Consider the following 21,691-nt stretch of genomic DNA (forward strand, 5'->3'; position numbering starts at 1 on the left):
TGTAAATGAATATCAGCGCTGAATGTATCTTCTCATTTCTCATTCAGTATAAAATATAGAAAAATGAACACAATAGATTTACAGACAACTCCGAAAGCGTTTACAAAAAGAAACATATAGACATTTATTTTTGTGAATTCAATTCACGAGAGGAGACCGGACATGCTATTGACCGAGAAAATGAAGCAAGACCTGTTCTCTAAATCAGAACGGGCCGTCATCGACTATTTGTTCGTCGAGCGGGAGCGGATCCACGACAAGACGATGAAACAAATCGCCGAGGCGACGTATACACACCCATCGATGTTAAGTCGCATCGCCACGAAACTGGAGTTTGCGGGTTGGCTCGAATTGAAGGAACAGTTTTTGGAGGAAATCGAGTATTTGAATCGTCACTTCTCGGATATCGATGCCAATGAGCCATTCTCACCCAAGGACAATTTGATGGTTGTGGCGAACAAGCTGGCGGCGCTCAAGCAGATGACGATCGAGGACACGCTGTCGTTGCTCGATCACGAGGCATACGAGCAGGCCGTAACGATGTTGAGTGAAGCGCGGCACATCAAAGTCTTTTCTGTCATCCATAATTTGTTGCTTTGTCACGACTTCAAGTCAAAGATGAACCGGATCGGCAAGCAAGTCAGCCTCTGTGAATTCGATGCCGAATTCGAGGCGGCCAACTCGGACGAAACGACGTGTGCGCTCCTGATCTCCTATACGGGAGAAAGTGATTATACGGTCGGACTTATTCCTTACTTAAAGAAACAACGTGTGCCGGTGCTCGCCTTGACGAGTCTAGGGGAGAATGCCATCTCGAACCAGGCGGATTGTACGCTCCGTTTGACGACCCGTGAGCGCCTCTATTCGAAAATCGGGAGCTTCACGACGAACGATTCGATTCATTGCCTGCTCGACCTGTTGTACGCTGGTGTGTTCTCGACAGACTATGAGGCGAACATGGCTTACAAAGTGCAAATCTCGAAACGGTTCGACCATCGTAAAAGTTCGAGTGAGGTCATGCAAGAAGAAGAGCATCCGTTCACGTGAACGGATGCTCTTTGCGGCGTACATATACGAGATAGCTGATGAAGAAGACGAGACCAAGCAATGTCATCGCCGTTGTGATCTTAAAGAAGGGCGGCCGATACGTCAGTTCGACCTCGTTTCGTCCTTGATCGAGCTGGATCGCACTGAACGCATAGTTGGCCTGTAAGACGTCACGGGCTTCTCCGTTGACGGAAGCGCGCCACCCGCGTTCAAATGGGACGGGGAGAACAGCATACGTTCCTGGCTCGGCATCCTCGATGGTGAAGTCAAGGTCGGGACCATCCCAGGTGAAGGGGATATCAGGACGCTGATTCGTCTCTTGAATCATGTTGGTGAGCGTCGTATAATCTTCCCACTCGACGGTCACATTTTCGAGTGCATACGTGCCTTCGGGAAGACGTAACGGGATGCGCTCGGACATCGGTGTGCGGAGCGTCATCGATGTGAGGTCGGTCCGGTAAATCGACGCCTCAGGTTTACGTGTTGTCCGGTACCCACCTAGTTTGATGAAGAACCCGTCGCCCTCCAGCTTTCGAATGTCGAAGGAGACGTACAAGTCTCCCGTTGCCGTCGGCGGGATGTCCGGAATCAAGTCGATGCCACCGTCGTCCGTTGTGACGCGGAGCGTCTCAGCCTCAAGTGCGGCGTCGGTAGCCTCCATCGTAAAGTTGATCGATTGGGCCGGTAGTGGTGCTTCGTCGCCATCCTCTAAAATGACGCCGGTCAACATCGCTTGCTCGCGCGTTAACATCGAGGCGTTTTCCAGAGCATCTTGACGATATGTGGACGTCGTCGTCCGGACGAACGGGAGACGCATCTCGCTTTCATAGACAGCATACCGGTCACTCTCGGCGAGCAAGGTAAAACCGTATGGTGCTTCACTCGCCACGTTGGTATGGCGCATCCAGTACGGACTCGATAATAAGTGATGCAGGTTGGCGCGATTGCCGAGCGAGCCGTATCGGCTTACGCTCTCCCGTCCCATATCGATTTCAAGGTCGCGCCAATAGAGCGTCAACAGGTTCCCGTTCAATATGCTCGAGTACAAGCTCGTCCCGAGAAACGACTGGACGATTGGTGTGTTGTTGCGCAAAGGGACCATCCAATCGAGTCGTTCGAGCGGAGCGGCATCGTCTTGTACGAGCGCAACAAGTTCACGTTGTTCGGCGCTGTCGTAATCGGAACTGTTCACGAATGACTCGTTCGTCTTAACGATGGCTTGATCGTAAAGCACGAGTTTCGTATAGCCGTTAAAGACGATGAGGCATGAGGCGAGAATGATGTATGGCGCGAGGAGGGGTTTCCACCAAAGCGACGCTACCGAGACGAGCATCAATCCAAAGATGACGAGACCGATAGGCCATGTCACATTCCCGAACAGACCGAACAGGAGATAGAACACTATTGTGCCTATAGCGGCAGTAAGGAACGCATTCCTTTCAAACCGCCAATGCGATAAACCGACAGCTACCGCACCACCGATTGTAAAGCTCGCAAGATATTCCCAGCGATATTGCGGGGCCGAGAACCCGTTGAAGAAACTTCCGACGTGTGGGCTGAAATGGAGTACCGTGAATAAAAGGCTCATCGTTGCAAAGAGACGAAACGCCGTCTGACGATAGAGTGGGCGATAAAGCGCGAATAGGATGAAGACGGCCGGAATGATGAACAGGGGGCTATCGTACAAAATGTTATCGAATCGCACCAGGTCAATCTCGTGCTCGAAAGACGGTCGCTCATTTTGCAGAAATCCATACGTCGCCGGAATGAATGCGAAAGCGCTAAGGAGCAACGCGAGCACACCAGAACCAACATAAAACATCCACTGTTGCCGGCGTTTAAGACGGTCTTCCGGGAAGTGAATGAACTGGCGGAACACGACGTAGACAAAGACGAAAACCAAATTGATGTACGCGAAATAAAAGTTGTTGACGAGCATGAGTGCGCTGATAGCGATAAAGAGATCGGCACGGCCGAGCCGGATGATGCGTTCGAGTCCGATGACAAGGAGTGGAACCCAAAGGAAGGCGTCCGCGAAAAACTCCCAAAATGTCACATGGCGGATGTATATAACGGACACGCCGTATAGGACTGCGCCGATGAAGGCGTGAGATGTTCTGACGTGGAACAGCCGATACGCATATGTCGCAAACAATAGGACGGCGGCGAGACGGATGACACTCACGAAGAGGGTGAGCTGTAACCAAAGTTCGAGGTCCGGCGTGACGAGTCCGAGCACGTCGAACAAGGAAACGACTGCGACCGTAAGCCAAAAGACGACGGACGTCGCATAATAATAAGCGAGTTGGGTGATGGTCCCGCCACCGAATCCGAAGTCTTCGGCATAGACAAGGTTGCCTTTATGGAACGTTTCATATAAAAAATATTTGAACGGTACCATCTGGGACAATCCATCGTTCGGGCCGGCGACATACCCGCCTTGTGATTGATAATAGATGAGAAAGGCATGCGCAATGATGGACACGACCAGTGCTGCAACGATAAGCCATACGTTCTTCATATAGCGGTATGCCCTTGTTTCAAAATTTTGCTCGTGACGATAAATGTCGCTGGGACGGCGATGAAGATGGCGAACAATGGGGCAATCGATGTCGACATACCGAACTGTTCGACGAGCAGATAGATACAGATGGTCGTGACCGTGAAGTTGACGACTTGTGTCAGCGGGAACTGCAAAAATTTGCGTAGCGTCGGTTTGACCTGAAACGTGAAATAGCTGTTCAAAAAGAAAGAGGCGACCATGCTGAGCGTGAACGCCACCACATGAGAGACCCCATAGCCGACTTTCCATAAGTGATGAAACAGCATGTAAATCGTATAGTAATTGAGGGTGTTAATTCCCCCGATGACGATGAATTTTATAAACTCTGCCTTTCTTTTGTTCATTCACACTCTTCCTTTGCATATTAGTTTCTTGAATCAAATAAGCGGGACGTTGTTTCGTCTCGAAATAGATGCGCCCCACATATTCGCCGATAATCCCGAGACTGACGAGTTGAATCCCGCCGAGCAAAAGGATTGCCGAGATGAGGGTGAAATATCCTGGGGTCTCGACACCGTCTTGAATAATTCCGAACAAAGTGAACAAAATATAAAGCATCGACAGTACCAAAATCGATACGCCCGTGTAAAAACAAAAACGGAGCGGTTTTGAGTTAAAGGAAATCAAACCGTCGACGCCATAGTTGAATAGCTGATTGAATGACCATTTCGTCTCACCATTTTGGCGTAAAACGTTCTTGTAGGTGACAACTTTTTGTTCCATCCCGATCCAGGAGAACAATCCTTTCGAGAAGCGTTGATTCTCGTTCATGCGCAATAGTGCGTCGATGGCTTCCCGGCTGAGGAGACGGAAATCACCGACTCCGTCTTCAAGTTCGACATCGACGATTTTATTAATTAATTTGTAATACGTTTGAGCGGCGATTTTTCGGATACCACTCTCCCCGGTGCGGTCGCGTTTAGCAATAACTTGATCATAACCTTCCTCGTAACCAACCACCATTTGCTTAATCAAAGCGGATGGGTGTTGAAGATCCGTGTCCATGATGATGGCCGCATCACCGGTTACGTGTTGCAGGCCGGCGAGGATAGCGGCTTCTTTTCCAAAATTTCGTGAGAAAGAGACATAACGCGCTTCGGGATGGCGTTTCGCCAATCGTTTGATTGCACCGAGTGTATCGTCTGAACTCGCATCGTTAATGAACACAATTTCATAGTCGTAAGAAATCCCCTCAAATTGTTCTCGAATCGCTTCAAAGACGAGTGGAATGTTTTTTTCTTCGTTATAGGCAGGGAGAATAAATGAGATTACTTTCATGAAGAAACCACTCCTTTTTACATAATGAGAACAGTATCCCTGTTCCCTCTCTAAGCCGGATTCAAGCCTTTCCCCATGTTTCCCTCAAAAAAACATCCACCCGGTTTTCCGGATGGATGTCAAATTAGTCGAGCGAACGCAAGAGCGCGCGCACCGGACTGCCGTCACCTTTGACGATCGGGAGCGGCACGGCGTTCAATTCGTAATCACCAGGGGCGATATGGTCGAGGACGAGTCCTTCGAGAATGTGGACCCCGTTGCGGGCGAGCGCGTGGTGCGCCGCCATCTCTTTACTGTCGATCGCGTCGACCGAAGGCAAATCGAGACCGATCAAGTAAATCCCAAGTTCGCCGAGACGGTCGGCAAGTGAAGGCGTGAGTTCAGGGATGTGGCTCGGGAATTCCTGCTTGTTCGGCCAGCCGTCGGTCTTGAGAATCAACCGTTCGACGCCGGTCAAGTCAAAACCGTCCAAGTCCGTCGCTTCGATTCGTTCGTGTCCAGGGAGATGAATGACCCGGGCCGGACCGATATAGAGCCCGGGATCGAGATCGATGACGCGCTGTCCGGCGTCCTCGAAATGGAACGGGGCATCGATATGCGTTCCAGTATGCAGGCTCATCGTCACTTTCCCGACGTTGACCGAACCGCTATCGGCCATCGGCCACGCGATCTCGTAACGGAACGCCGTGTCGCCTGGCCATGTCGTGATCGTGTCTTCGAGCGGTTGCGAAACATCAATCCATGTCATCGTGTTCGTCCTCCTTACAGTTTTGTCCGGACAGTCCAAAGTTCAGGGAAGAAACGGTGGTCGAGGACGCGGCGCAAGTAATTGACGCCTGACGATCCACCCGTCCCCATCTTTTGACCGATAATCCGTTCGACGGTGCTCATATGGTTGAAGCGCCACATCTGCTGCTGGCTGCCGATATCGAGCAGTTTCTCGCCGAGCTCATACAAGTCCCAGTACTTGTTCACATCGCGATATACTTCGACCCAAGCTGCTTCGACGCTCTCGTTCCATTCCCAGTCTTTCGTGACGTCCCGGTTGAGCACGGTGTCATCGATGGCGAGACCACGGCGATGCATTTCGCGAACGGTCATGTCATAGATGCTCGGTGCCTGTAGCGACGACTCGAGAAGCGGATATAGCTTCTCATCATGGGCGTACACACTGAGTGTGCGCGCGTTCTTAAAGCCGAGGGCGAACTCGATTTGGCGGTTCTGGTACGATTGGAAGCCAGAAGACGAACCGAGTTTGTCGCGGAACTCCAAATACTCGGCCGGAGTCAACGTCGCGAGGACGCTCCACGACTGGATGAGCTGTTGTTGAATCTTCGAGACACGGGCGAGCATCTTGAACGAACGCTCGAGCTCTCCCGTCTCGATGGCGGTCACGGCCGCCGTCAGTTCATGCAAAATCAATTTCATCCAGAGCTCACTCGTCTGATGGATGATGATGAACAGCATCTCGTCATGATGATCCGATAAGCGGTGCTGACTCGATAAAATCGGGTCGAGTTGTAAATAGTCACCGTATGACATGTCTTTTGAAAAGTCTGTCTGAATCGATTGCTCGACTTTATGTTCAATCCGTTCACTCATATCGATTCTCCTTAGGCCACGACTTCGCGGACGTTCTCGAACGCCTCGTATTCTTTGTTTTCCATAATTGTCTGTAACGTCATCACGACATCATACACATCGGTGAACGTGTTGTAGAGCGCGACCGGTGCGAGTCGGATGATGTTCGGGGCCCGGAAATCCGGAATGACGCGATGTTGTTTGAGCGCTTTACAGATGCGGGCCGCCTCCGGATGCTCGAGGCTCAAATGTGCACCGCGTTGCGTCTCGTTGCGCGGGCTGCCGATGACGAATCCGTATGGGGCGAGCACCTCGTCAATCAATGCAGTCATATACGTCGTCAAAGCGAGCGATTTCTCACGGATGGCGTCCATCCCGATTTCATTGAACATCTCGAGGGCACCAAGTTGCGGGGCCAGACTCAAGACGTGCGGTGTCCCGATTTGGAACGCTCCTGCGTCATCGGCCGGCGTCATCGTGTGATCCATATCGAACTGTTTATCTTTGCGTGAACCGAACCAACCGGCCAGGCCAGGTGTCGTCCCGAAATGACGTTCATGGACGAACAGGCCGCCGACACTGCCCGGTCCGCCGTTCAAATGTTTATAGTTGCACCAGTAGGCGAAGTCGACGCCCCAGTCGTGGAATGCGTGCGGGATGGCGCCGACCGAATGGCAGGCGTCAAAGCCGATCAAGATATCCCGTTCATGCGCCGCCATGGCGAGACGGGCCATATCGAGAATTTGTCCGCTGCGATAGAGGACGGTCGGCAAGACGATCAAAGCGATCTCGTCCGTCATCGCTGCGATGATGTCTTCTTCCTTCAAATAGCGTCCGTCCGGGCTCGAGACTTGAACCAAATGTTCGCTCGGGGCGAGTCCACGGAGCTCGAGTTGACTCTTCAAGGCGTAGATGTCAGATGGGAAGGTGAGCGTGTCGGCTAAAATCTTCGTCCGCTTGCCTTCCGGTTTAAAGAATGAGGCGACGAGTTGGTGCAAGTTGACCGTCGTCGACCCGGTGACCATCACTTCCTCGGCTCTGGCTCCGACGAGCGGGGCGTTAAGTGCGGCCAATTGTTCTGACAAGTTGAACCATGGGTGGCGTCCCGACATCCAGCCATCAATCCCGAGCTCTTTCCAATCGCTCAGTGAATCGAGTAACGTCCGTTCGGCCCGTTTCGATAACAGGCCGAGCGAGTTACCGTCCATATAAATACCGTCTTGCGGCAAATAAAATTCTCCCCGGTATGGTGCGAGCGAGTCGCTGGCGTCGCGTGTTTCCGCGTACGCCCGTGTGAAATCTTGAGCCATAGCGTTTCCCCCTTTGACTTGCGTGTCATGCTGACAAAAGCGTAGCAATCGCCTTTGCACGTGTCAATATGAAGGAACGCATCCCCAAAAGAAAAGGCCGCCTTTGAGGCGACCCTAATTCCTATTTGATTTTACGGACATTTTCTTTGCGTAATAGACTGAACAGCGTGTACACCATCAGAATCAAGATGACGGTGAACGGGAGGGCGGAGATGAGTGAAGCGGTCTGCAATCCCTCGAGCCCGCTCGCGATCAATAGAACGGCGGCGATTCCGCCGAGCAAAATGCCCCAAACGATTCGGACAGTGAGCGGTGGATTCAAACTACCATTCGTCGTCATACTGCTGATGATGTACGTCGCCGAATCGGCTGACGTGATCAAGAAAGTAAGAATCAACAGAATCGACAAGACGGATAAAATAAAGCTGAACGGCAATTCGGCGAACGTGACGAATAAGGCACTCGTCACATCGGCATCGACCGCTTGCGCAATCGATGTTCCTTCGAATAAGTCGAGGTGAAGGGCCGTTCCGCCGAACACGGCAATCCATAAGAGCGCGATGAACGGTGGCACGATGAGCACCCCGACGATAAACTCACGAATCGTTCGGCCACGTGAGACGCGGGCGACGAATGCACCGACGAACGGCGACCAAGCGATGGCCCATGCCCAGTAGAAGATGGTCCAATCACGCACCCACGTCCCTTGCTGGTACGGCTGCAAACGAAGACTGTAGCGGATAAAGTTCTGTAAATAATCCCCTAACCCGAGGGTGAACGTCTCTAAAATAAAGATGGTCGGGCCGGCAAAGAACACGAATACCATCAATACGAGCGCGGTCCCGAGGTTGATATTACTGAGCCATTTGATGCCGCGGTCGAGACCGGTCGTCGTCGAAGTCAAAAACAAGACGGTCAAAACAACGATAATCAATACTTGGACGAGCGCTGTGTTCGGCAACCCGAAGACACTGTTCAAACCACCGTTGATTTGGAGCACACCGAGACCGAGTGACGTGGCGACACCCATGACGGTCGCGATGACGGCTAAAATATCAATCGTTTGATTGAGCGGCTGTTTATAAGCCCGGTCTTTAATGAGCGGAGACAGACTCGTCGAAATAAGGCCGTCCGCATTTCGGCGGAACTGGAAATACGCGATAATCAAGCCGACGATGGCGAAGACGGACCATTGGCTGACGCCCCAATGGAAGAAGGAATATGCCATGGCCAATCGAGCTCCTTCGACGGTCAGCTCGGTCGTATCCGCATACGGAGGGGTGATGAAATGGCTCATCGGTTCGGCAACGCCCCAAAAGACGAGTCCGACCCCGAAACCAGCGGAGAACAGCATCCCGATCCAAGTAAAGAACGGGTATTGCGGACGGTCCTGGTCCGTCCCGAGCCGAATCTTCCCGTATTTACTGAACGCGAGGAAGACGAGGAAGACGACGAACAAGAAGACGGCGAGTAAGTAAAACCAACCGAACGAGCGAGTCGTGAAGTTGAAGATGTTCCCGGCAATCGTCGCGAACAACGTCGGACGAATCGCACCAAACAGGACGAGGAGAGCGATGAGACTCGCCGAAATGTAGAACACGCGATTCAAGCGTGGCTTTTCAGGTGAAGTGTTCATGAGGACTCCTTTCCAAACGCACAAATTATTATTTAGGACTAATAAATATTTCCCTATTTGCGTGAAAGGAAAACGCCTATATGCCAGAATGGTGTTTTCTTTGCGTTGAGATGAATGAATTCGGGGAATGGAATGATGAGACGCGTTTGAAAGGAGATTGGAATATGAAATTGATTGCCATCGATTTAGACGGGACGTTATTGTCTCGAACTGGTGTCATCACAGAAACGAACCAAGACGCAATCCGGCGTCGCCAAGCCGAGGGAGATTTGGTCGCCATCTCTTCGGGCCGATCGATTCACGATATCGAAGAGTTGCTGCGACGGAGCAGATTGACTTGTCCAATCTTGTCCGGGAACGGGGCAATCGCTTTCTATGAGAACGAACGCATTTATTACCACGCGCTCCCGAAAGACGTCGTACAGGAGTTGTGGGATGTGGCCCATGAGCACGGAGCGTATGTCGAATTTTATACGAATGCCGGGGTGAAAGTACTCCGTTCGGGTACCGATTTACTGAAGGGCGAGTTGGATGAGGTGTTGCCACACGACCAATCGTTCTCACAGGAATGGGGCGAGCGAGAGATTGAAATTCAAAACGAACAGTTCGGGCTGACATATGTTGATGCGATCGAGGACATCGACTTTGAGGCCGACGAAGTGTACAAAGTCTTCGTCTATTCGTTCGATCGGCGCAAACTGCACGAGCTCCGGAAACTGTATGAGCCCCGGACCGACATTTTGATCACGACGGCAGGCTGGACGAAAATCGAGATCGGTCATCCGAATGCGAGCAAAGGGATGGCCTTGACGCAGTTGGCAGAGCATCACGGCATTCCACAAGCGGATATTGTGGCCATCGGGGACAATTTGAACGACATCTCGATGTTCGAAGTGGCGGAAACGAGGATTGCGATGGGGAACGCCGTCGATCCGTTGAAAGACATCAGCACCCATATCACGAAGGATGTTGAGGACGATGGCGTCGCCTATGCGCTCGACCATTATATCGACGACTAAATTTTGAAGAAATGGTGAACAGGGATTCGATGTCACGTAAAACGGTTAATGTATTAGTGTAGTCCTCATTCAACGTGTTGAGCTGAAAGGGGGCAACGGATGAAACGAAGATTCAATCGTTGTTTGACTGAGGCCGGCTCGGTGAAACGAGAGACAAGTTGGTTGAAAGACCAGCGGACTAGGTGATCTCCTGATTCAAACTGTCGTCCACCTGACCTCGAGCGAGAGGTGAGGGGCAGACAAAAAGGATATGTGGGAGGCAAAACGTCTAGGAAGCTCGGTGTTTCAAAACAGGTGGGCATGATGAGGTTCATGATGGATTTCAACCTTATTACGTCGAAACGCAGTCATGGCCGTTTTGGAGGCAATGTCTCTGTGCAGGGCCAGATTGATGTTCAGACGAACGAACGCTCCGAAATCGCGTTCTGAACCGCGTCCATTTTCTAGCACGTATCGATTGATTGCATGGGACGGTCGGCCGGGAACTTTCTCGGTCGGGTGAAAGTCCGCTCTACTAGAAACGCTCACCGTTAAGCGCCACAGACGTGGCGCTTTTTCTTATGGGGCGAACGTGGCGACCCGGTCCGGTTGTTTGCCATCTGCTCGTTCAAACTTCACACGATGGCCGTCTGCGGCCTGTTCGACCTGAAACGTGTAAGCGGCGTCGGGTTCGTCTTCGAACGTCAAATCATAGACGTAACCGCTTAAGGAAAGGGTACCGTCAATCGAATAGGTTTCCGCCGAAATGTTATAATGAGTCGCAAGGTACTGCTCTAAGGCACGTTCGCGTTCCTCAATTTCGGTCGAGTAGCGGACGTAGAGGAAAGTGGCGAGCGTGATTGTGACGACGAGGGTGAATCGGAGAATCGTCTCCCAGTTTCGTTTTGGCATGAACGCGTCTCCTTTCCATATCTGGAAATAAGAATTTCAAAATATTTTACGAAAAATTCTGACAAATTACAAGAAAAAAATTATAGAGGAGTGACGACATGCCGAAAATATATTGGCTCGGGACGTTCGTGAGCGGATTGATCCTCATGATGATGGGGGAAACGGGCGCTGTCCCACGTATCGTGCCCTATTTTTTGATGGCGCTTGGCGTGACGGGCTTTCTTGTCCAAGCTTGGTTCGAACAAAAACGACGCCGCTAAGGGCGTCGTTTTTGATTAAATCGATTCGAGCAACTGATTCAACAATGTGTCGATGTCTGCTTGGAGCGCATCGGCTTGTTGCTGCAACGTCATTAATTCTTTTAAATCGTTCGTCTCATTCATCTGGTGCAGGAGTGCTTGATGTGATGCTTCGAGCTCGGTCAGGCGAGCTTCATCAACTGAGGTGTCGCGAGTCGTTTCTTGCTTCGGTTTCACGAGTTTCGGTTTAGGAACGGCGACCTCTGTGTTCATTTCATGTTGCCGTTTCTCGAGCGCATACGACACGTTTCCCGGGAAACGTGTCGCTGTCCCGTCGAGCCAATAGGTGATCGGGAACAGGTTGTTCAAGAAGTAGCGGTCGTGTGAGACGGCGACGAGCGTCCCGGTGAAACGGTCGAGTGCGTCTTCAAGCGCTTCACGCGCTTCGATGTCGAGGTGGTTCGTCGGTTCGTCTAAGACGAGCACGTTCACATCCTCATGCATGAGAATGGCGAGCATGAGCCGCATCTTCTCGCCACCGCTCAAATCTTTGACCGGTTTGAAGACGCTCGCGCCATAGAAGAGGAATTGGGCCAGCAATTGACGGGCCTTCCCTTCATCGACAGCGATGCGGTCACGGAACGCCTCGATGAGCCGATGGGAGTCATCAAAGTCGATGTGTTGGGACAAGTAGCCGATTTGGGCCCGTTCCGCTCGTCGCACCTCGCCTGTCGCCGGTTCGAGGTGACCGAGCAATACTTTCAACAGGGTCGACTTGCCGCTCCCATTTGGGCCGACGATGGCGATGCGTTCGCCATGACCGGCGTAGAACGAGACGTGTTCGAAGACGGTCCGGTCGTAAGTGACCGTCACGTCGGTCGCCTCGAACACATCGCGTCCGGTCCGCCCCTGAGCCGTGAACTGAATGTCCGGTTGAACGGCCTCGAGTCGTGGTTTTTTGATCGTCTCGAGGCGGGCGAGCGCTTTCTCCATCGATTTGGCGCGCCGATAAAACTTCTCGTTCGGTGGATTGCCTTCGTTCGCCCACTGTCTTAGCTGTCGAATCGTTTCCTTCATCTTCTTGATTTTCTTTTGTTGCTCCGTATAGGCATGGAATTGATCGAGCAACTTCTTTTCTTTTTGGGCGACGAACGCGCTGTAGTTGCCATCAAAACTAGCCAACTCCCCGTCCTCACATTCGACGATGCGTGTGGCGACGGCGTCGAGAAACACGCGGTCGTGTGAGACGAGGAGAAGCGTGGACGGACTGTCACGCAGGAATGACTCGAGCCAAGTCATCGCTTCTAAATCGAGATGGTTCGTCGGTTCGTCGAGGATGAGCAGTTCCGGCTCTTGGAGCAACGCCAAGGCGAGCCCGACTTTGGTCCGTTCTCCGCCGCTGAGTGTGTCGAATGGGCGGTCGACGAAACTTGTGAGCCGTAATCCATCGATCATCGCATTCACTTTCGAATCGATGGCATAGCCGCCGCCGTTCTCATAGCGCATCTGCAGGGCGCCGTACGTCTCGAGGAGTGAGTCGATGTCGTCACTTGAGATCATCTGTTCCTCGAGTCGTCGCATCTCGTCACCGAGTCTCGTCAACTCGGCGAACGCGGTATAGAGTACGTCTCGCCCTGATTTACCGGGATGGGCAGGAATCTGGGCCAAATAGCCAATCGTCAGCCGTTGTTTTCGATAGATCGTCCCTTCGTCGGGCGAATCGGCGCCGACGATGAGGTGTAGGAGTGTCGTCTTGCCGCTCCCGTTCCGTCCGACGAGCCCGATTCGCTCGCCTGCGTTTACCTGAAGATTGGCATCGATTAAGACGGCGTGGCCGCCGAATTGTTTTTGAATATGTTGTAATTCGATTAACATAGATGGTTCCTCCTAAAGTAGAGGCCTATCAAAAAAACCGAGCGCAAAGAAGCGCTCGGCAAGAAAGAGAGGCGCTTTGTCGTATTTCAGCAATGTCTAAAAAAGGACAGACGGGTCCTGTGGTTACGCGACATCGTGAAAAATCGCACGCAAAATGTACAAATGTTCTGTTGACCAGTGCGTACGTCCGACAAAGTTCACCTTTCTCCCTCCTTTCAATCATCATTAGAGTTATTGTAAGCGATTTCGGTCAGTTCGACAACTAGAGAGACAGGAATTTCAGGAAACGGTGTCGTATTGTTTAGGCATCAGAAAGGAGAGACGCTATGCGCAAGGAATGGCTCGGTGCTATCAGTTTAACGCTCGCCGCCAGCATTTGGGGCGGGATGTACGTCGTCAGTAAGTATGCGCTCGGCTATATCGAACCGTTCACGCTCGTCTGGATGCGCTACGCCGTTGCCTTTGTCGTTCTGTTTATAATGTGGTGGGCGTTCGGACGCGAGCAGATTGCCAGGAGCGCCTGGAAGTGGATCGCGCTCGTCGGAGTCGTCGGCTATGTCGCCTCGATTTCCTTTCAATTCATCGGCACGAAACTCTCAGATGCCCATACCGGATCGCTTGTGACGGCGGCGACGCCGGCGTTCATGGTGATCTTCGCCCGGTTGATCTTGAAAGAGCGGCTCACACCTGTCAAAATCGGGTCACTTCTGTTGGCGACGCTCGGGGTCATCATCGTCGTCGGCTGGCACGTCGAAGGCACGTATTTCATCGGTAGCCTCGTCTTGGTCGGTGCCGCCATCACGTGGGCGCTCATGTCCATCTATGTGAAAATCGCTTCCGAGACGATGTCGTCGTTAACGATCACGACGTTCGCCATCGGCATCGCCTTCGTATTGATGACGCCGCTCATGGGAATGGAAGTGGCCGCATCCGGTTTGCCGGATATGACCACGGTGTTGTGGCTCAGTGTGTTATACGTTGGCATCATTTCGACGGCCGGGGCGTTCTTCTTTTGGAACAAAGGGATCGAACTCATGGATGCGAGCGTCGGGTCGCTGTTTTTCTTCTTCCAACCGCTCGTCGGGGGTTACCTCGGCTGGCTCGTCCTCGACGAACGGCTCGACCGCAACTTCTTCATCGGTGCCGCCTGCATCATCACGGCCGTCACCTGGTCGACACTCACCGAACGACGGCAAAAGCGTGTCCGCGAGACACGTCAAGCTGAGGAGCGCCATATCTTATAACCAAAGACGACCGACCCGCTCTGGGCCGATCGTCTTTTTAAAATCCGTGATGATCGAGTTTGTCTTCGTCGCGCTTCATCTCGAGTTCGAGCCGCTGAATCGCGAGTTTCTCTTGCTCGATTTTGAGTCGAAGTTCTTCTAAACGCGCCTTCCGTGTCTTGTTGAACGTGTCTGCGGCGATGGACACGACGACGATGACCATGATGTAGAAAAAGAAATCCATTTGATACGCCTCCTTTTAGTGTGAGCCGAACAAATCCGTCACCAGCTGTTGTGTGAGGAGCGCCTCACGACCGTCCGTCATGATGGCCGTATCGTCGGTCAACGCCGAGATAAAGTGGTCGATCGCTCCTTGAAAGCCTCGTTGAGTCAAGAGTGTGTCCCATGACCCGAACGTCTTCGTCGAATGGGCGCCGTGCTCGAAGCGCTGAAGCGTCACCATCTCATCGACCGTCACGCGAAGTCCGTCCCGGATGGCGCTCAGCCCTTCGTGATTGGTCCCGGCCTTGCGGTGCATCGATGTCGTGTGCAGTCCGTATTCGTCTTGCCAGACGTGGCGGGCGAAATGAAGCTCGTTCGCTTCGGTCTTCTCCAAATGCCCTGTGACTAGACGCAACTCGCTTCCGGTGAGATACCGGATCGTGTCGACGACGTGTAAATAATCGTCGAGCAACGTGAACTGATAGTCGTGGCCGCGCAAACCGTCCCCGCGATGCTTGACGAAGTCGAGCGTGTGGAACGGAGCGGCTTCTTTCACGTGCTGATACATCGGGGCGAAGCGGCGATTGAAGCCAACCATGAGCTTCCGGTTCGTCTGCTCGGCCAGCTCGACGAGACGTTCCGCCTGTTCGATTGTCGCAGCGAGTGGTTTATCGACATACACATCGACACCGTGTGCGAGCAGATAGGAGACGACGTCGAAATGCGTCTCGGTCGAACTGTGGACGAACGCCGCATCGACGGACGCCGCAAGCTCGGGAAGTCCTGTGAATGACTCCATCCGATGGGCCCGACAGATCGCGTCGCGTTTGGCGACGGTCGGAGAATAGGCACCGATCAGTTCGAACGATGTGCTGTTCGATAAAATCGGTAAGTACGCTTTCTGAGCGATGCCGCCGAGACCGACGACACCAATTTTAGGCTGACGCATATGTACCACTCCTTTTCTATCATCATAACGAAAAAAGAACCGAATGACACGTACGCGCGGTGCGTCAGGTCATTCGGTTCTTGCTTATAGGCTGGCAATGAGGACGATGTCGCCCTCTGGTGCCGTGTTGCCCCGTTCGGGTTCTTTCGTGACAGCGACGGTATCCCAGTCCGTCTCCGATTCAGTCGAATCGAGTGTATAGATGACGGTCCCGTTCCCTTTAGCATCCGTCACGAACGCCCCGGTCGGAATCGGGGAGTCGTCTTTTATGAGCCAAACTTGATATACCTCGTTCGCTTCGAGCGCATCGAGTCCGTTCGTTTGGACGATGAGCTGACGCTGGCCGTCCTGTTCGGCCAGATAAGCCACGCCTTCCGAATCGCCTTCGAGCGGGACGGTCTCGGTCAAGGCGATGCCGCTCGGGTCATCTTGGTTCAAGAGCAGGTAGCCGTTCCCGATCAAGGAGAGCATGAGTGCGGCTGCGAGAGCGAGCGCTCCCCAGGGCGTCTTCTGGTTCTTCTTCGTGGCAGTGAACGGTGTGATCGGGGTCGGTTCGTCTGGTTTCGACGCTGTCTCCGTATCGTCTTCTGCGAACACGTTGTCGAGGATGCGTGCCTTCATCCCGCTCGGTGGTTCAGCCGGTTCAGAGAGGAACGCGACGCCGCCGACGAGGGCCTCGAGTTGTTCGAGCTCTTCTTGACACGATTGACATGTCGCGAGATGCGCTTCGAACCGGATGCGTTCGTCTTCCGTCAAATGCTGGTTGAAATAATCAATCAATTGGTCACAAGCGTTCATCGTTCCACCTCCTTATCAATCAAATCATGGGATAGATGCCTTCGTAACTGTTTCAACGCTAATCGAATCCTTCCTTTTACGGTGCCGAGTGGGATGCCACACGCATCGGCGATCTTTTGTTGGCTGAGCCCTTGGAAATACATGAGACGGACGACTTGTTGTTGCTCGACCGGAAGCTCGGCCATCGCCGTCTCGATTTGCGTTCGCTCTTCTTGCCATTCGACCTCGGTCTCGACGGACGGGGCCGGGGCCGGGATGGCTTCAGCGTAAGACTCGTCTAGTTGCAGGTCGGGTTTTCGTTTGCGAATCAAGTCGATCGTGACGTGACGGCTCATCGTGAACAGCCACGATTTGAATTTTCCTTTTGAGTCATCATATACGCCGCCGCCGCGCCACAGCTTGATGAATACTTCCTGCATCGCTTCTTCGGCGAGGTCGCGGTCTTTCGTCAACTGCATGACAAAGGCATACAGGATTCGTTCATAGCGATCATAAAGTGCCTCGAGCGCTTGTTTGTCTTTTTGCCTGACGCGCTCGTACAATTCAATATCAGTCATGGCTGTCTCCTTTATCCATAAGGGAATCCCTTGTATTGATCTAACGGATGAAACCGTGAAATGGATGCCTATTTGAGGTGACTATTTTGTGAACGGTCGTTATGTAGTCCCGTGTTTAACGGGAGCATGTCGATGTCGCGTCGCCGAGTCGGTGAAAGAGTTTCAAATTCAAGGCACTGAGCAGTCGATACGTCACGTAACTAAACAGCATTGCTGTGAGGAATGTGATGAGAAGCGCAAATCCGTTCGGGAGCCATTGTTGCCAAAATGAATATGTCCGTATGCCGAACAAAAAGGCGAAGACAAGTCCGAACCCGATCACGATTCCGCTATACTGACAGTAGTAGCGGCTTAAACGATTTTTCATGTTGCACGTCCTTTCTCCTTTTACTATACGAGAAGGGGGTATGGCGACACAAGGAGGATGACGATGAAACGATTTACAAAGGAAGGACGGACGCTCATCTGTTTTGATTTCGACGAGACGTACTTCCCGCATGCTTGTTCCGCAAAGCAGTTGGAGCACTTGCGGCAACTCGAAGATTTTCTCGATCATCATTCACATCGCTTATCGACGATGTGGGTGACGGGGAGTTCGCTCGAGACGATTATGGAGAAAGTGAAGCGGGCCGAGATGCGTTACTTCCCACATCGAATCGCGGCGAGTCTCGGGACAGAGCTGTATCAAGTGACGGCGTCCGGACAACTGGAGCTTGATCCCGGTTATTCGTCACGGTTTCCCGATGATTTTTCAGACCGCGTCACCCAAGTCGTCGACAGGCTAGGGCGAACACTCACGATTGAACCACAGACGAATCTTGGCACAAGCGGCTGGATGCACAATTATTATTACTTCGGCGAGAGCGCACAGGAGCTCGAGCATATTCGTTCGAGTGCCGGTGACTTCGGAATCGCGGTCAACGTTAGTCGTTGCAACTCGCTCGCCGGGGATCCGGCAGACGCCTACGATATTGATTTCATCCCACGAGGGGCGGGGAAAGTCGCTGCAGTCGACTACGTGTGCGACCGATATACGTTTCAAACCGAGCACGCCTACGCGTTCGGGGACAGTGGGAACGATTTAGGAATGTTGGGGTATGTCGGCAACGGCTATGTGCTTGGTAACGGGACGGAAGAAGCCAAACGAGAACATGGTCGTGTCACCGAGGGCATGTATGCGGATGGGATTCTAGAAGTGTTACATCGAGCGGTAGAGCAGACGGGTTTAAGCGCTCGCGACTAGACGTAGCGCTGCGGTCTCCACACGCTCGAACAAATGCGTTCTCAGCCGATGGGTCGTCAAATCGAGCGGCAGACGCCGTTTCCAAAGCTCGGTGAACACCTCGGATAGGACGGCCTCGGCCCAGTCGGCTCGCGTCGTCAAGCGGAGGGCGAGCGAATATAAGATGCGCTCATAGCGGTCGTACAGCAGTTCGAGCGCGGAAGTGTCGCGGTTTAACAATCGTGCGTATAAATCGTGATCGGATATGAATGACATGGTGAACTCCTTTAGGAATGAGACTGTCTCGTGGTTTGACTTGCGGGCAAATGACGTAACCTTCTTATTTCACTTATAAGGTGAGCGTAAACGGTTACTTGTTGCTTCGAGCACATTCAAAAAACACCCGAGGTCCGCGTCTAGCGGCCAGGCGGGTGTTTTTGGGTTAAAACGACGTATAACAGTGAGGGCATGTCTGGGTGTTCCCACCGGACCGTTTGAAGGTTTTCTTACAGTTCGGACACGTGACGGTCTCGGTGTCTTGACCGAACAGGCTGCCGCGGTTGAATAAAACATTGCTTAAATTTGGCAAGGCTTTGGCCGCATAAATCATGGAAATGAATAAGACGATGGCCAAAACGGCCAACAGCAAATAGGTCATATCGGGTAAACCCCTTTCGCAAAAGATTCATTTCTTCTAGCATACGGCAAATCGCTCAAACGCACACCTCTAGACTGGAGTTACGAACAAATGTTCGATATAATAAAGGTAACAAAAGGAGGGAAATCAGATGAGGCAAGAGGTCATGCGTTGGATGCGGAACGGACAAGTCGTAGAAATGGTGTATATCGATCGGAACGGGGTCATTTCAAAGCGACGCGTCAAACTGATGAAGCTACAAGGCGATCGACTTGTCGCGTGGGATATACGCAAGAAGGCCCGTCGGACATTTTGTATGGAACGTGTCCTCGCCTGTCTCCCGACGATCGAACGAGATTCAGGACGAGAGGAGGGAATTGGATGACACCACTTCCGAAATGTTCGGCGCCGGCCGAACGGGCGCTCAAGGCCGCCTATATCGATACGCTCGAACAGTTGGCCACGTATACGAAGCAAGAGATTGCGGCCTTACATGGGGTCGGGCCAAGTGTGCTGCGAATCTTGGAAACCGCGCTTCATGAGCAAGGACTTCGGTTCACCGACAGCGAAATACATTCCTAGTCCCGTCCTGGACTAGGAATTTTTTGGTTGGGCGATTGCATTGCACGTAAAAAGGGAAGTAATATATTTGTCATCTCCATTACAGCCTAATATCTAGTACCATGACGATAAGGTTTGCGAACCTAGCGACACCCATGAGAAAGGAAGTACACAGCATGAGGACGAAACGTTTATCCGCCATTCTAGAAAATGAGATGGATGACATCGAACGCGATCCATGGGTGACCGGAATTGAGACAGATTCCAGAAAGGTCAGTCCAGGGAATTTATTTATCTGTATCCGCGGTTATACGGTGGACGGACATGAATTCGCTGAGGATGCCGTCTCCAAAGGAGCGGTTGCTGTCATCTCGGAATACCCGCTTGATCTTGAGGTGCCGAACCTTGTCGTCGCGGACACGAAGCGGACAGCCGGCGTGGTGGCCAGTGCCTTTTATGACCACCCCTCACATCGGATGCGTATTTACGGTGTCACCGGTACGAATGGCAAAACGACGACCGCGACATTGACATATGATTTATTTCGTCTGTCCGGACGGCCGGTCGGGATTGTCAGTACGATTGGAGCACGTTATAGAGATCAAACATTAAAAACACCAAATACGACGCCGGAAGCCGTCGTCTTACATCGTATTTTGGCCGAGATGGCGGATGCCGGCGTGACCGACTGTGTCGTCGAAGTCTCCTCGCATGCAATGATGGAAGGACGTGTCGAAGGCGTCCGATTTCACGCGGCGGCGTTCACGAACTTGACGCATGACCACTTGGATTACCATCGCTCAATGGACGAGTACGCCCGGGCCAAAGCCCGATTATTCGAACAAGTCGAAACGACAGACGGGGACGCCATTATTTTGAACGCCGAAGACCCGGCCAGTAAGACGATGGCCGCGTTTGCCCCGACCCGTCGACGTATCATGTATAGCACGCATGCCGACGTACCGGCCGATATCCAAGTCATTTGGCATGACCAAACGGTAGTCGTCAAAATGAACGCACTGACGATTGAGGCGCCGGTCCGCTTCATGGGCGCATTCAACGCCGCCAACCTGGCTGCGGCCATCGGTCTCGTCTCGACGTCGGAACTGATGTTGCGCTCCATCATCGCCAACGTGCCAGGACTCACGCTTCCAAAAGGTCGTCTCGAGCGACTTGATACGGAAGATGGCGAGATTTATATCGACTATGCCCATACGCCGGACGGACTCGAAAAATGTTTGTCGACGCTTCAGCAAGGTGAGCGAGAGCTCGTGGTCGTCTTGAGTGCGGCCGGAGACCGAGATCCGACGAAGCGGGCAGAGATGGGTCGAATCGCGAGCCGCTATTCAGACGATTTAATCGTGACAGTACATGACGTGCGGACGGAAGACCCGAGGCACATCATCGATGGATTGCTCGAAGGTGTTGATTCGAACACGCATTACGTGACGTTCGAGGAACGGCGAGATGCCTTGCGCCATGCAGCGCAACAAGCGCTCGTCGGGAAACGGATCGTCGTCGTCGGAAAAGGTCATGACCACGTCGAACGAGTCGGACAAGAGTCGATTCCGTTCAACGAATCGGACATTTTGCTCGATGAATTAAAAAAATTAAAAGGCCAAGAACCGGCCGTTTAACGAAACGATGACAGCTGTCATCGTTTTTTAATGTGTAATTTTTGCAAAAGAAGGTAATTACTCTTACTGTAACGCTATCGAAGGAGGGAACTACACATGTCAGTTTTGTACAAAGAGTTCACAAATGATGAAGAAGTTGTGACCGCCATTCAATCGATGAAAGCGAAAGGGATTGAGGACAAGCACATTTATGTCGTCACCCACGATGATGACCGGACCGATCGTGTGGCCGATAACGCCGACGCGAATACAGTATCGGCATCAGACGTCGGCCTGGGGACGGCCGCGAAAAATGTATTCCGTAAAAAAGGGGACGAGCTCCGAGCCCAATTCGAACAGCTCGGCTTCTCATCGACAGAAGCGGACCAACTCGAGAAAAAATTAGACCAAGGCAAGGTGATTGTCGTCGTCAAAGACGCACCAGCCGGATTCACTTTATAATTCCA

25 protein-coding genes are annotated in these 21,691 nt (G+C 52.4%); 9 read left to right on the plus strand and 16 right to left on the minus strand.

Annotated features, from left to right (window positions below):
• The first annotated feature begins 162 nt into the window (after positions 1 to 162).
• A complete protein-coding gene (locus tag KNP68_RS02790; protein WP_214798579.1) occupies positions 163 to 1,047 on the plus strand; it encodes a MurR/RpiR family transcriptional regulator in 885 nt (294 codons plus the stop codon).
• On the opposite strand, the gene KNP68_RS02795 is transcribed toward KNP68_RS02790, so the two are convergent.
• The 7 genes from KNP68_RS02795 to KNP68_RS02825 form a co-directional block, all read right to left on the minus strand.
• Positions 1,040 to 3,568 (minus strand): YfhO family protein, encoded by a 2,529-nt coding sequence (locus KNP68_RS02795; RefSeq protein ID WP_214798582.1) that lies wholly within the window; start codon positions 3,566 to 3,568, stop codon positions 1,040 to 1,042. The genes KNP68_RS02790 and KNP68_RS02795 overlap by 8 nt on opposite strands.
• On the minus strand, positions 3,565 to 3,954 hold the full coding sequence (locus tag KNP68_RS02800) for a GtrA family protein (protein ID WP_214755993.1): 390 nt from the start codon (positions 3,952 to 3,954) through the stop codon (positions 3,565 to 3,567). Before KNP68_RS02800 ends, KNP68_RS02795 begins: the two co-directional genes overlap by 4 nt.
• Positions 3,902 to 4,888, minus strand: coding sequence for a glycosyltransferase family 2 protein (locus KNP68_RS02805; protein WP_214755994.1), 987 nt, complete (start codon positions 4,886 to 4,888; stop codon positions 3,902 to 3,904). Before KNP68_RS02805 ends, KNP68_RS02800 begins: the two co-directional genes overlap by 53 nt.
• A 124-nt stretch (positions 4,889 to 5,012) precedes the next feature.
• Positions 5,013 to 5,636 (minus strand): arylformamidase, encoded by a 624-nt coding sequence (gene kynB / locus KNP68_RS02810; RefSeq protein ID WP_138858641.1) that lies wholly within the window; start codon positions 5,634 to 5,636, stop codon positions 5,013 to 5,015.
• A gap of 14 nt (positions 5,637 to 5,650) precedes the next feature.
• The gene (kynA, locus tag KNP68_RS02815) at positions 5,651 to 6,490 is read right to left on the minus strand and encodes a tryptophan 2,3-dioxygenase (protein ID WP_214755995.1); all 840 of its coding nucleotides are present in this window, start codon (positions 6,488 to 6,490) and stop codon (positions 5,651 to 5,653) included.
• An 11-nt stretch (positions 6,491 to 6,501) separates the two neighbouring features.
• Complete coding sequence (kynU, locus tag KNP68_RS02820) at positions 6,502 to 7,779, minus strand: kynureninase (RefSeq protein WP_214755996.1); 1,278 nt, start codon at positions 7,777 to 7,779, stop codon at positions 6,502 to 6,504.
• 121 nt (positions 7,780 to 7,900) lie between these two features.
• Positions 7,901 to 9,415 carry a BCCT family transporter gene (locus KNP68_RS02825; RefSeq protein ID WP_138858644.1) on the minus strand — a complete coding sequence of 505 codons (1,515 nt, stop codon included), beginning with the start codon at positions 9,413 to 9,415 and terminating at the stop codon, positions 7,901 to 7,903.
• Positions 9,416 to 9,579: 164 nt separating this feature from the next.
• Between KNP68_RS02825 and KNP68_RS02830 the strand changes: the two genes are divergently transcribed.
• Complete coding sequence (locus KNP68_RS02830) at positions 9,580 to 10,434, plus strand: HAD family hydrolase (protein ID WP_214755998.1); 855 nt, start codon at positions 9,580 to 9,582, stop codon at positions 10,432 to 10,434.
• A 558-nt stretch (positions 10,435 to 10,992) separates the two neighbouring features.
• On the opposite strand, the gene KNP68_RS02835 is transcribed toward KNP68_RS02830, so the two are convergent.
• Complete coding sequence (locus tag KNP68_RS02835) at positions 10,993 to 11,325, minus strand: hypothetical protein (protein WP_138858646.1); 333 nt, start codon at positions 11,323 to 11,325, stop codon at positions 10,993 to 10,995.
• A 98-nt stretch (positions 11,326 to 11,423) separates the two neighbouring features.
• Between KNP68_RS02835 and KNP68_RS02840 the strand changes: the two genes are divergently transcribed.
• A complete protein-coding gene (locus tag KNP68_RS02840; RefSeq protein ID WP_034779568.1) occupies positions 11,424 to 11,585 on the plus strand; it encodes a hypothetical protein in 162 nt (53 codons plus the stop codon).
• A 15-nt stretch (positions 11,586 to 11,600) separates the two neighbouring features.
• On the opposite strand, the gene abc-f is transcribed toward KNP68_RS02840, so the two are convergent.
• Entirely contained in the window at positions 11,601 to 13,439 is a 1,839-nt protein-coding gene (gene abc-f, locus KNP68_RS02845; RefSeq protein WP_214755999.1) for a ribosomal protection-like ABC-F family protein, read from the minus strand.
• Positions 13,440 to 13,765: 326 nt separating this feature from the next.
• Here abc-f and KNP68_RS02850 point away from each other — a divergent pair, with 326 nt between their 5' ends.
• Positions 13,766 to 14,683: a DMT family transporter gene (locus KNP68_RS02850; RefSeq protein ID WP_029594526.1), complete on the plus strand. Its 918-nt coding sequence runs from the start codon at positions 13,766 to 13,768 to the stop codon at positions 14,681 to 14,683.
• Positions 14,684 to 14,720: 37 nt separating this feature from the next.
• Here the strand turns inward: KNP68_RS02850 and KNP68_RS02855 are convergent, their stop codons facing one another.
• The 5 genes from KNP68_RS02855 to KNP68_RS02875 form a co-directional block, all read right to left on the minus strand.
• Positions 14,721 to 14,906: a hypothetical protein gene (locus KNP68_RS02855; RefSeq protein WP_021065953.1), complete on the minus strand. Its 186-nt coding sequence runs from the start codon at positions 14,904 to 14,906 to the stop codon at positions 14,721 to 14,723.
• Between the two features lie 15 nt (positions 14,907 to 14,921).
• Complete coding sequence (locus KNP68_RS02860) at positions 14,922 to 15,833, minus strand: Gfo/Idh/MocA family protein (protein ID WP_029594528.1); 912 nt, start codon at positions 15,831 to 15,833, stop codon at positions 14,922 to 14,924.
• Positions 15,834 to 15,917: 84 nt separating this feature from the next.
• Positions 15,918 to 16,631: an anti-sigma factor gene (locus KNP68_RS02865; RefSeq protein WP_029594529.1), complete on the minus strand. Its 714-nt coding sequence runs from the start codon at positions 16,629 to 16,631 to the stop codon at positions 15,918 to 15,920.
• The gene (locus tag KNP68_RS02870; protein WP_029594530.1) at positions 16,628 to 17,188 is read right to left on the minus strand and encodes an RNA polymerase sigma factor; all 561 of its coding nucleotides are present in this window, start codon (positions 17,186 to 17,188) and stop codon (positions 16,628 to 16,630) included. Before KNP68_RS02870 ends, KNP68_RS02865 begins: the two co-directional genes overlap by 4 nt.
• Positions 17,189 to 17,303: 115 nt before the next feature.
• Complete coding sequence (locus tag KNP68_RS02875; protein WP_029594531.1) at positions 17,304 to 17,555, minus strand: hypothetical protein; 252 nt, start codon at positions 17,553 to 17,555, stop codon at positions 17,304 to 17,306.
• Between the two features lie 63 nt (positions 17,556 to 17,618).
• Here KNP68_RS02875 and KNP68_RS02880 point away from each other — a divergent pair, with 63 nt between their 5' ends.
• Positions 17,619 to 18,431, plus strand: a complete 813-nt coding sequence (locus KNP68_RS02880) for an HAD family hydrolase (protein WP_214798585.1) — start codon at positions 17,619 to 17,621, stop codon at positions 18,429 to 18,431.
• Here KNP68_RS02880 and KNP68_RS02885 read toward each other — a convergent pair.
• On the minus strand, positions 18,414 to 18,686 hold the full coding sequence (locus KNP68_RS02885) for a sigma factor (protein ID WP_029594533.1): 273 nt from the start codon (positions 18,684 to 18,686) through the stop codon (positions 18,414 to 18,416). The genes KNP68_RS02880 and KNP68_RS02885 overlap by 18 nt on opposite strands.
• Before the next feature lie 166 nt (positions 18,687 to 18,852).
• Positions 18,853 to 19,068 carry a hypothetical protein gene (locus tag KNP68_RS02890; RefSeq protein WP_251128688.1) on the minus strand — a complete coding sequence of 72 codons (216 nt, stop codon included), beginning with the start codon at positions 19,066 to 19,068 and terminating at the stop codon, positions 18,853 to 18,855.
• Positions 19,069 to 19,198: 130 nt separating this feature from the next.
• Here KNP68_RS02890 and KNP68_RS02895 point away from each other — a divergent pair, with 130 nt between their 5' ends.
• The 4 genes from KNP68_RS02895 (at position 19,199) to KNP68_RS02910 (ending at position 21,686) form a co-directional block, all read left to right on the plus strand.
• Entirely contained in the window at positions 19,199 to 19,432 is a 234-nt protein-coding gene (locus KNP68_RS02895; RefSeq protein WP_029594535.1) for a hypothetical protein, read from the plus strand.
• Positions 19,429 to 19,629 carry a helix-hairpin-helix domain-containing protein gene (locus KNP68_RS02900; RefSeq protein ID WP_029594536.1) on the plus strand — a complete coding sequence of 67 codons (201 nt, stop codon included), beginning with the start codon at positions 19,429 to 19,431 and terminating at the stop codon, positions 19,627 to 19,629. Before KNP68_RS02895 ends, KNP68_RS02900 begins: the two co-directional genes overlap by 4 nt.
• 155 nt (positions 19,630 to 19,784) lie before the next feature.
• On the plus strand, positions 19,785 to 21,245 hold the full coding sequence (locus KNP68_RS02905; protein WP_029594537.1) for a UDP-N-acetylmuramoyl-L-alanyl-D-glutamate--2,6-diaminopimelate ligase: 1,461 nt from the start codon (positions 19,785 to 19,787) through the stop codon (positions 21,243 to 21,245).
• A gap of 96 nt (positions 21,246 to 21,341) precedes the next feature.
• Positions 21,342 to 21,686, plus strand: a complete 345-nt coding sequence (locus KNP68_RS02910; RefSeq protein ID WP_029594538.1) for a YflT domain-containing protein — start codon at positions 21,342 to 21,344, stop codon at positions 21,684 to 21,686.
• Positions 21,687 to 21,691 lie beyond the last annotated feature (5 nt).

The organism is Exiguobacterium sp. s50, assembly GCF_018618175.1.
Classification (GTDB): Bacteria; Bacillota; Bacilli; order Exiguobacteriales; family Exiguobacteriaceae; genus Exiguobacterium; species Exiguobacterium chiriqhucha.

Bases quoted from the DNA above. Each gene is read 5' to 3' on its own strand.
- KNP68_RS02790 (WP_214798579.1), top strand. From the start codon at position 163: ATGCTATTGACCGAGAAAATGAAGCAAGACCTGTTCTCTAAATCAGAA.
- KNP68_RS02885 (WP_029594533.1), bottom strand. From the start codon at position 18,686: ATGTCATTCATATCCGATCACGATTTATACGCACGATTGTTAAACCGC.
- abc-f (WP_214755999.1), bottom strand. From the start codon at position 13,439: ATGTTAATCGAATTACAACATATTCAAAAACAATTCGGCGGCCACGCC.
- KNP68_RS02805 (WP_214755994.1), bottom strand. From the start codon at position 4,888: ATGAAAGTAATCTCATTTATTCTCCCTGCCTATAACGAAGAAAAAAAC.
- KNP68_RS02840 (WP_034779568.1), top strand. From the start codon at position 11,424: ATGCCGAAAATATATTGGCTCGGGACGTTCGTGAGCGGATTGATCCTC.
- KNP68_RS02875 (WP_029594531.1), bottom strand. From the start codon at position 17,555: ATGAAAAATCGTTTAAGCCGCTACTACTGTCAGTATAGCGGAATCGTG.
- KNP68_RS02895 (WP_029594535.1), top strand. From the start codon at position 19,199: ATGAGGCAAGAGGTCATGCGTTGGATGCGGAACGGACAAGTCGTAGAA.
- kynB (WP_138858641.1), bottom strand. From the start codon at position 5,636: ATGACATGGATTGATGTTTCGCAACCGCTCGAAGACACGATCACGACA.
- KNP68_RS02850 (WP_029594526.1), top strand. From the start codon at position 13,766: ATGCGCAAGGAATGGCTCGGTGCTATCAGTTTAACGCTCGCCGCCAGC.
- KNP68_RS02910 (WP_029594538.1), top strand. From the start codon at position 21,342: ATGTCAGTTTTGTACAAAGAGTTCACAAATGATGAAGAAGTTGTGACC.
- KNP68_RS02795 (WP_214798582.1), bottom strand. From the start codon at position 3,568: ATGAAGAACGTATGGCTTATCGTTGCAGCACTGGTCGTGTCCATCATT.
- KNP68_RS02900 (WP_029594536.1), top strand. From the start codon at position 19,429: ATGACACCACTTCCGAAATGTTCGGCGCCGGCCGAACGGGCGCTCAAG.
- KNP68_RS02905 (WP_029594537.1), top strand. From the start codon at position 19,785: ATGAGGACGAAACGTTTATCCGCCATTCTAGAAAATGAGATGGATGAC.
- KNP68_RS02825 (WP_138858644.1), bottom strand. From the start codon at position 9,415: ATGAACACTTCACCTGAAAAGCCACGCTTGAATCGCGTGTTCTACATT.
- KNP68_RS02890 (WP_251128688.1), bottom strand. From the start codon at position 19,068: ATGACCTATTTGCTGTTGGCCGTTTTGGCCATCGTCTTATTCATTTCC.
- KNP68_RS02870 (WP_029594530.1), bottom strand. From the start codon at position 17,188: ATGACTGATATTGAATTGTACGAGCGCGTCAGGCAAAAAGACAAACAA.
- KNP68_RS02865 (WP_029594529.1), bottom strand. From the start codon at position 16,631: ATGAACGCTTGTGACCAATTGATTGATTATTTCAACCAGCATTTGACG.
- KNP68_RS02860 (WP_029594528.1), bottom strand. From the start codon at position 15,833: ATGCGTCAGCCTAAAATTGGTGTCGTCGGTCTCGGCGGCATCGCTCAG.
- kynA (WP_214755995.1), bottom strand. From the start codon at position 6,490: ATGAGTGAACGGATTGAACATAAAGTCGAGCAATCGATTCAGACAGAC.
- KNP68_RS02800 (WP_214755993.1), bottom strand. From the start codon at position 3,954: ATGAACAAAAGAAAGGCAGAGTTTATAAAATTCATCGTCATCGGGGGA.
- KNP68_RS02830 (WP_214755998.1), top strand. From the start codon at position 9,580: ATGAAATTGATTGCCATCGATTTAGACGGGACGTTATTGTCTCGAACT.
- KNP68_RS02880 (WP_214798585.1), top strand. From the start codon at position 17,619: ATGAAACGATTTACAAAGGAAGGACGGACGCTCATCTGTTTTGATTTC.
- KNP68_RS02835 (WP_138858646.1), bottom strand. From the start codon at position 11,325: ATGCCAAAACGAAACTGGGAGACGATTCTCCGATTCACCCTCGTCGTC.
- KNP68_RS02855 (WP_021065953.1), bottom strand. From the start codon at position 14,906: ATGGATTTCTTTTTCTACATCATGGTCATCGTCGTCGTGTCCATCGCC.
- kynU (WP_214755996.1), bottom strand. From the start codon at position 7,779: ATGGCTCAAGATTTCACACGGGCGTACGCGGAAACACGCGACGCCAGC.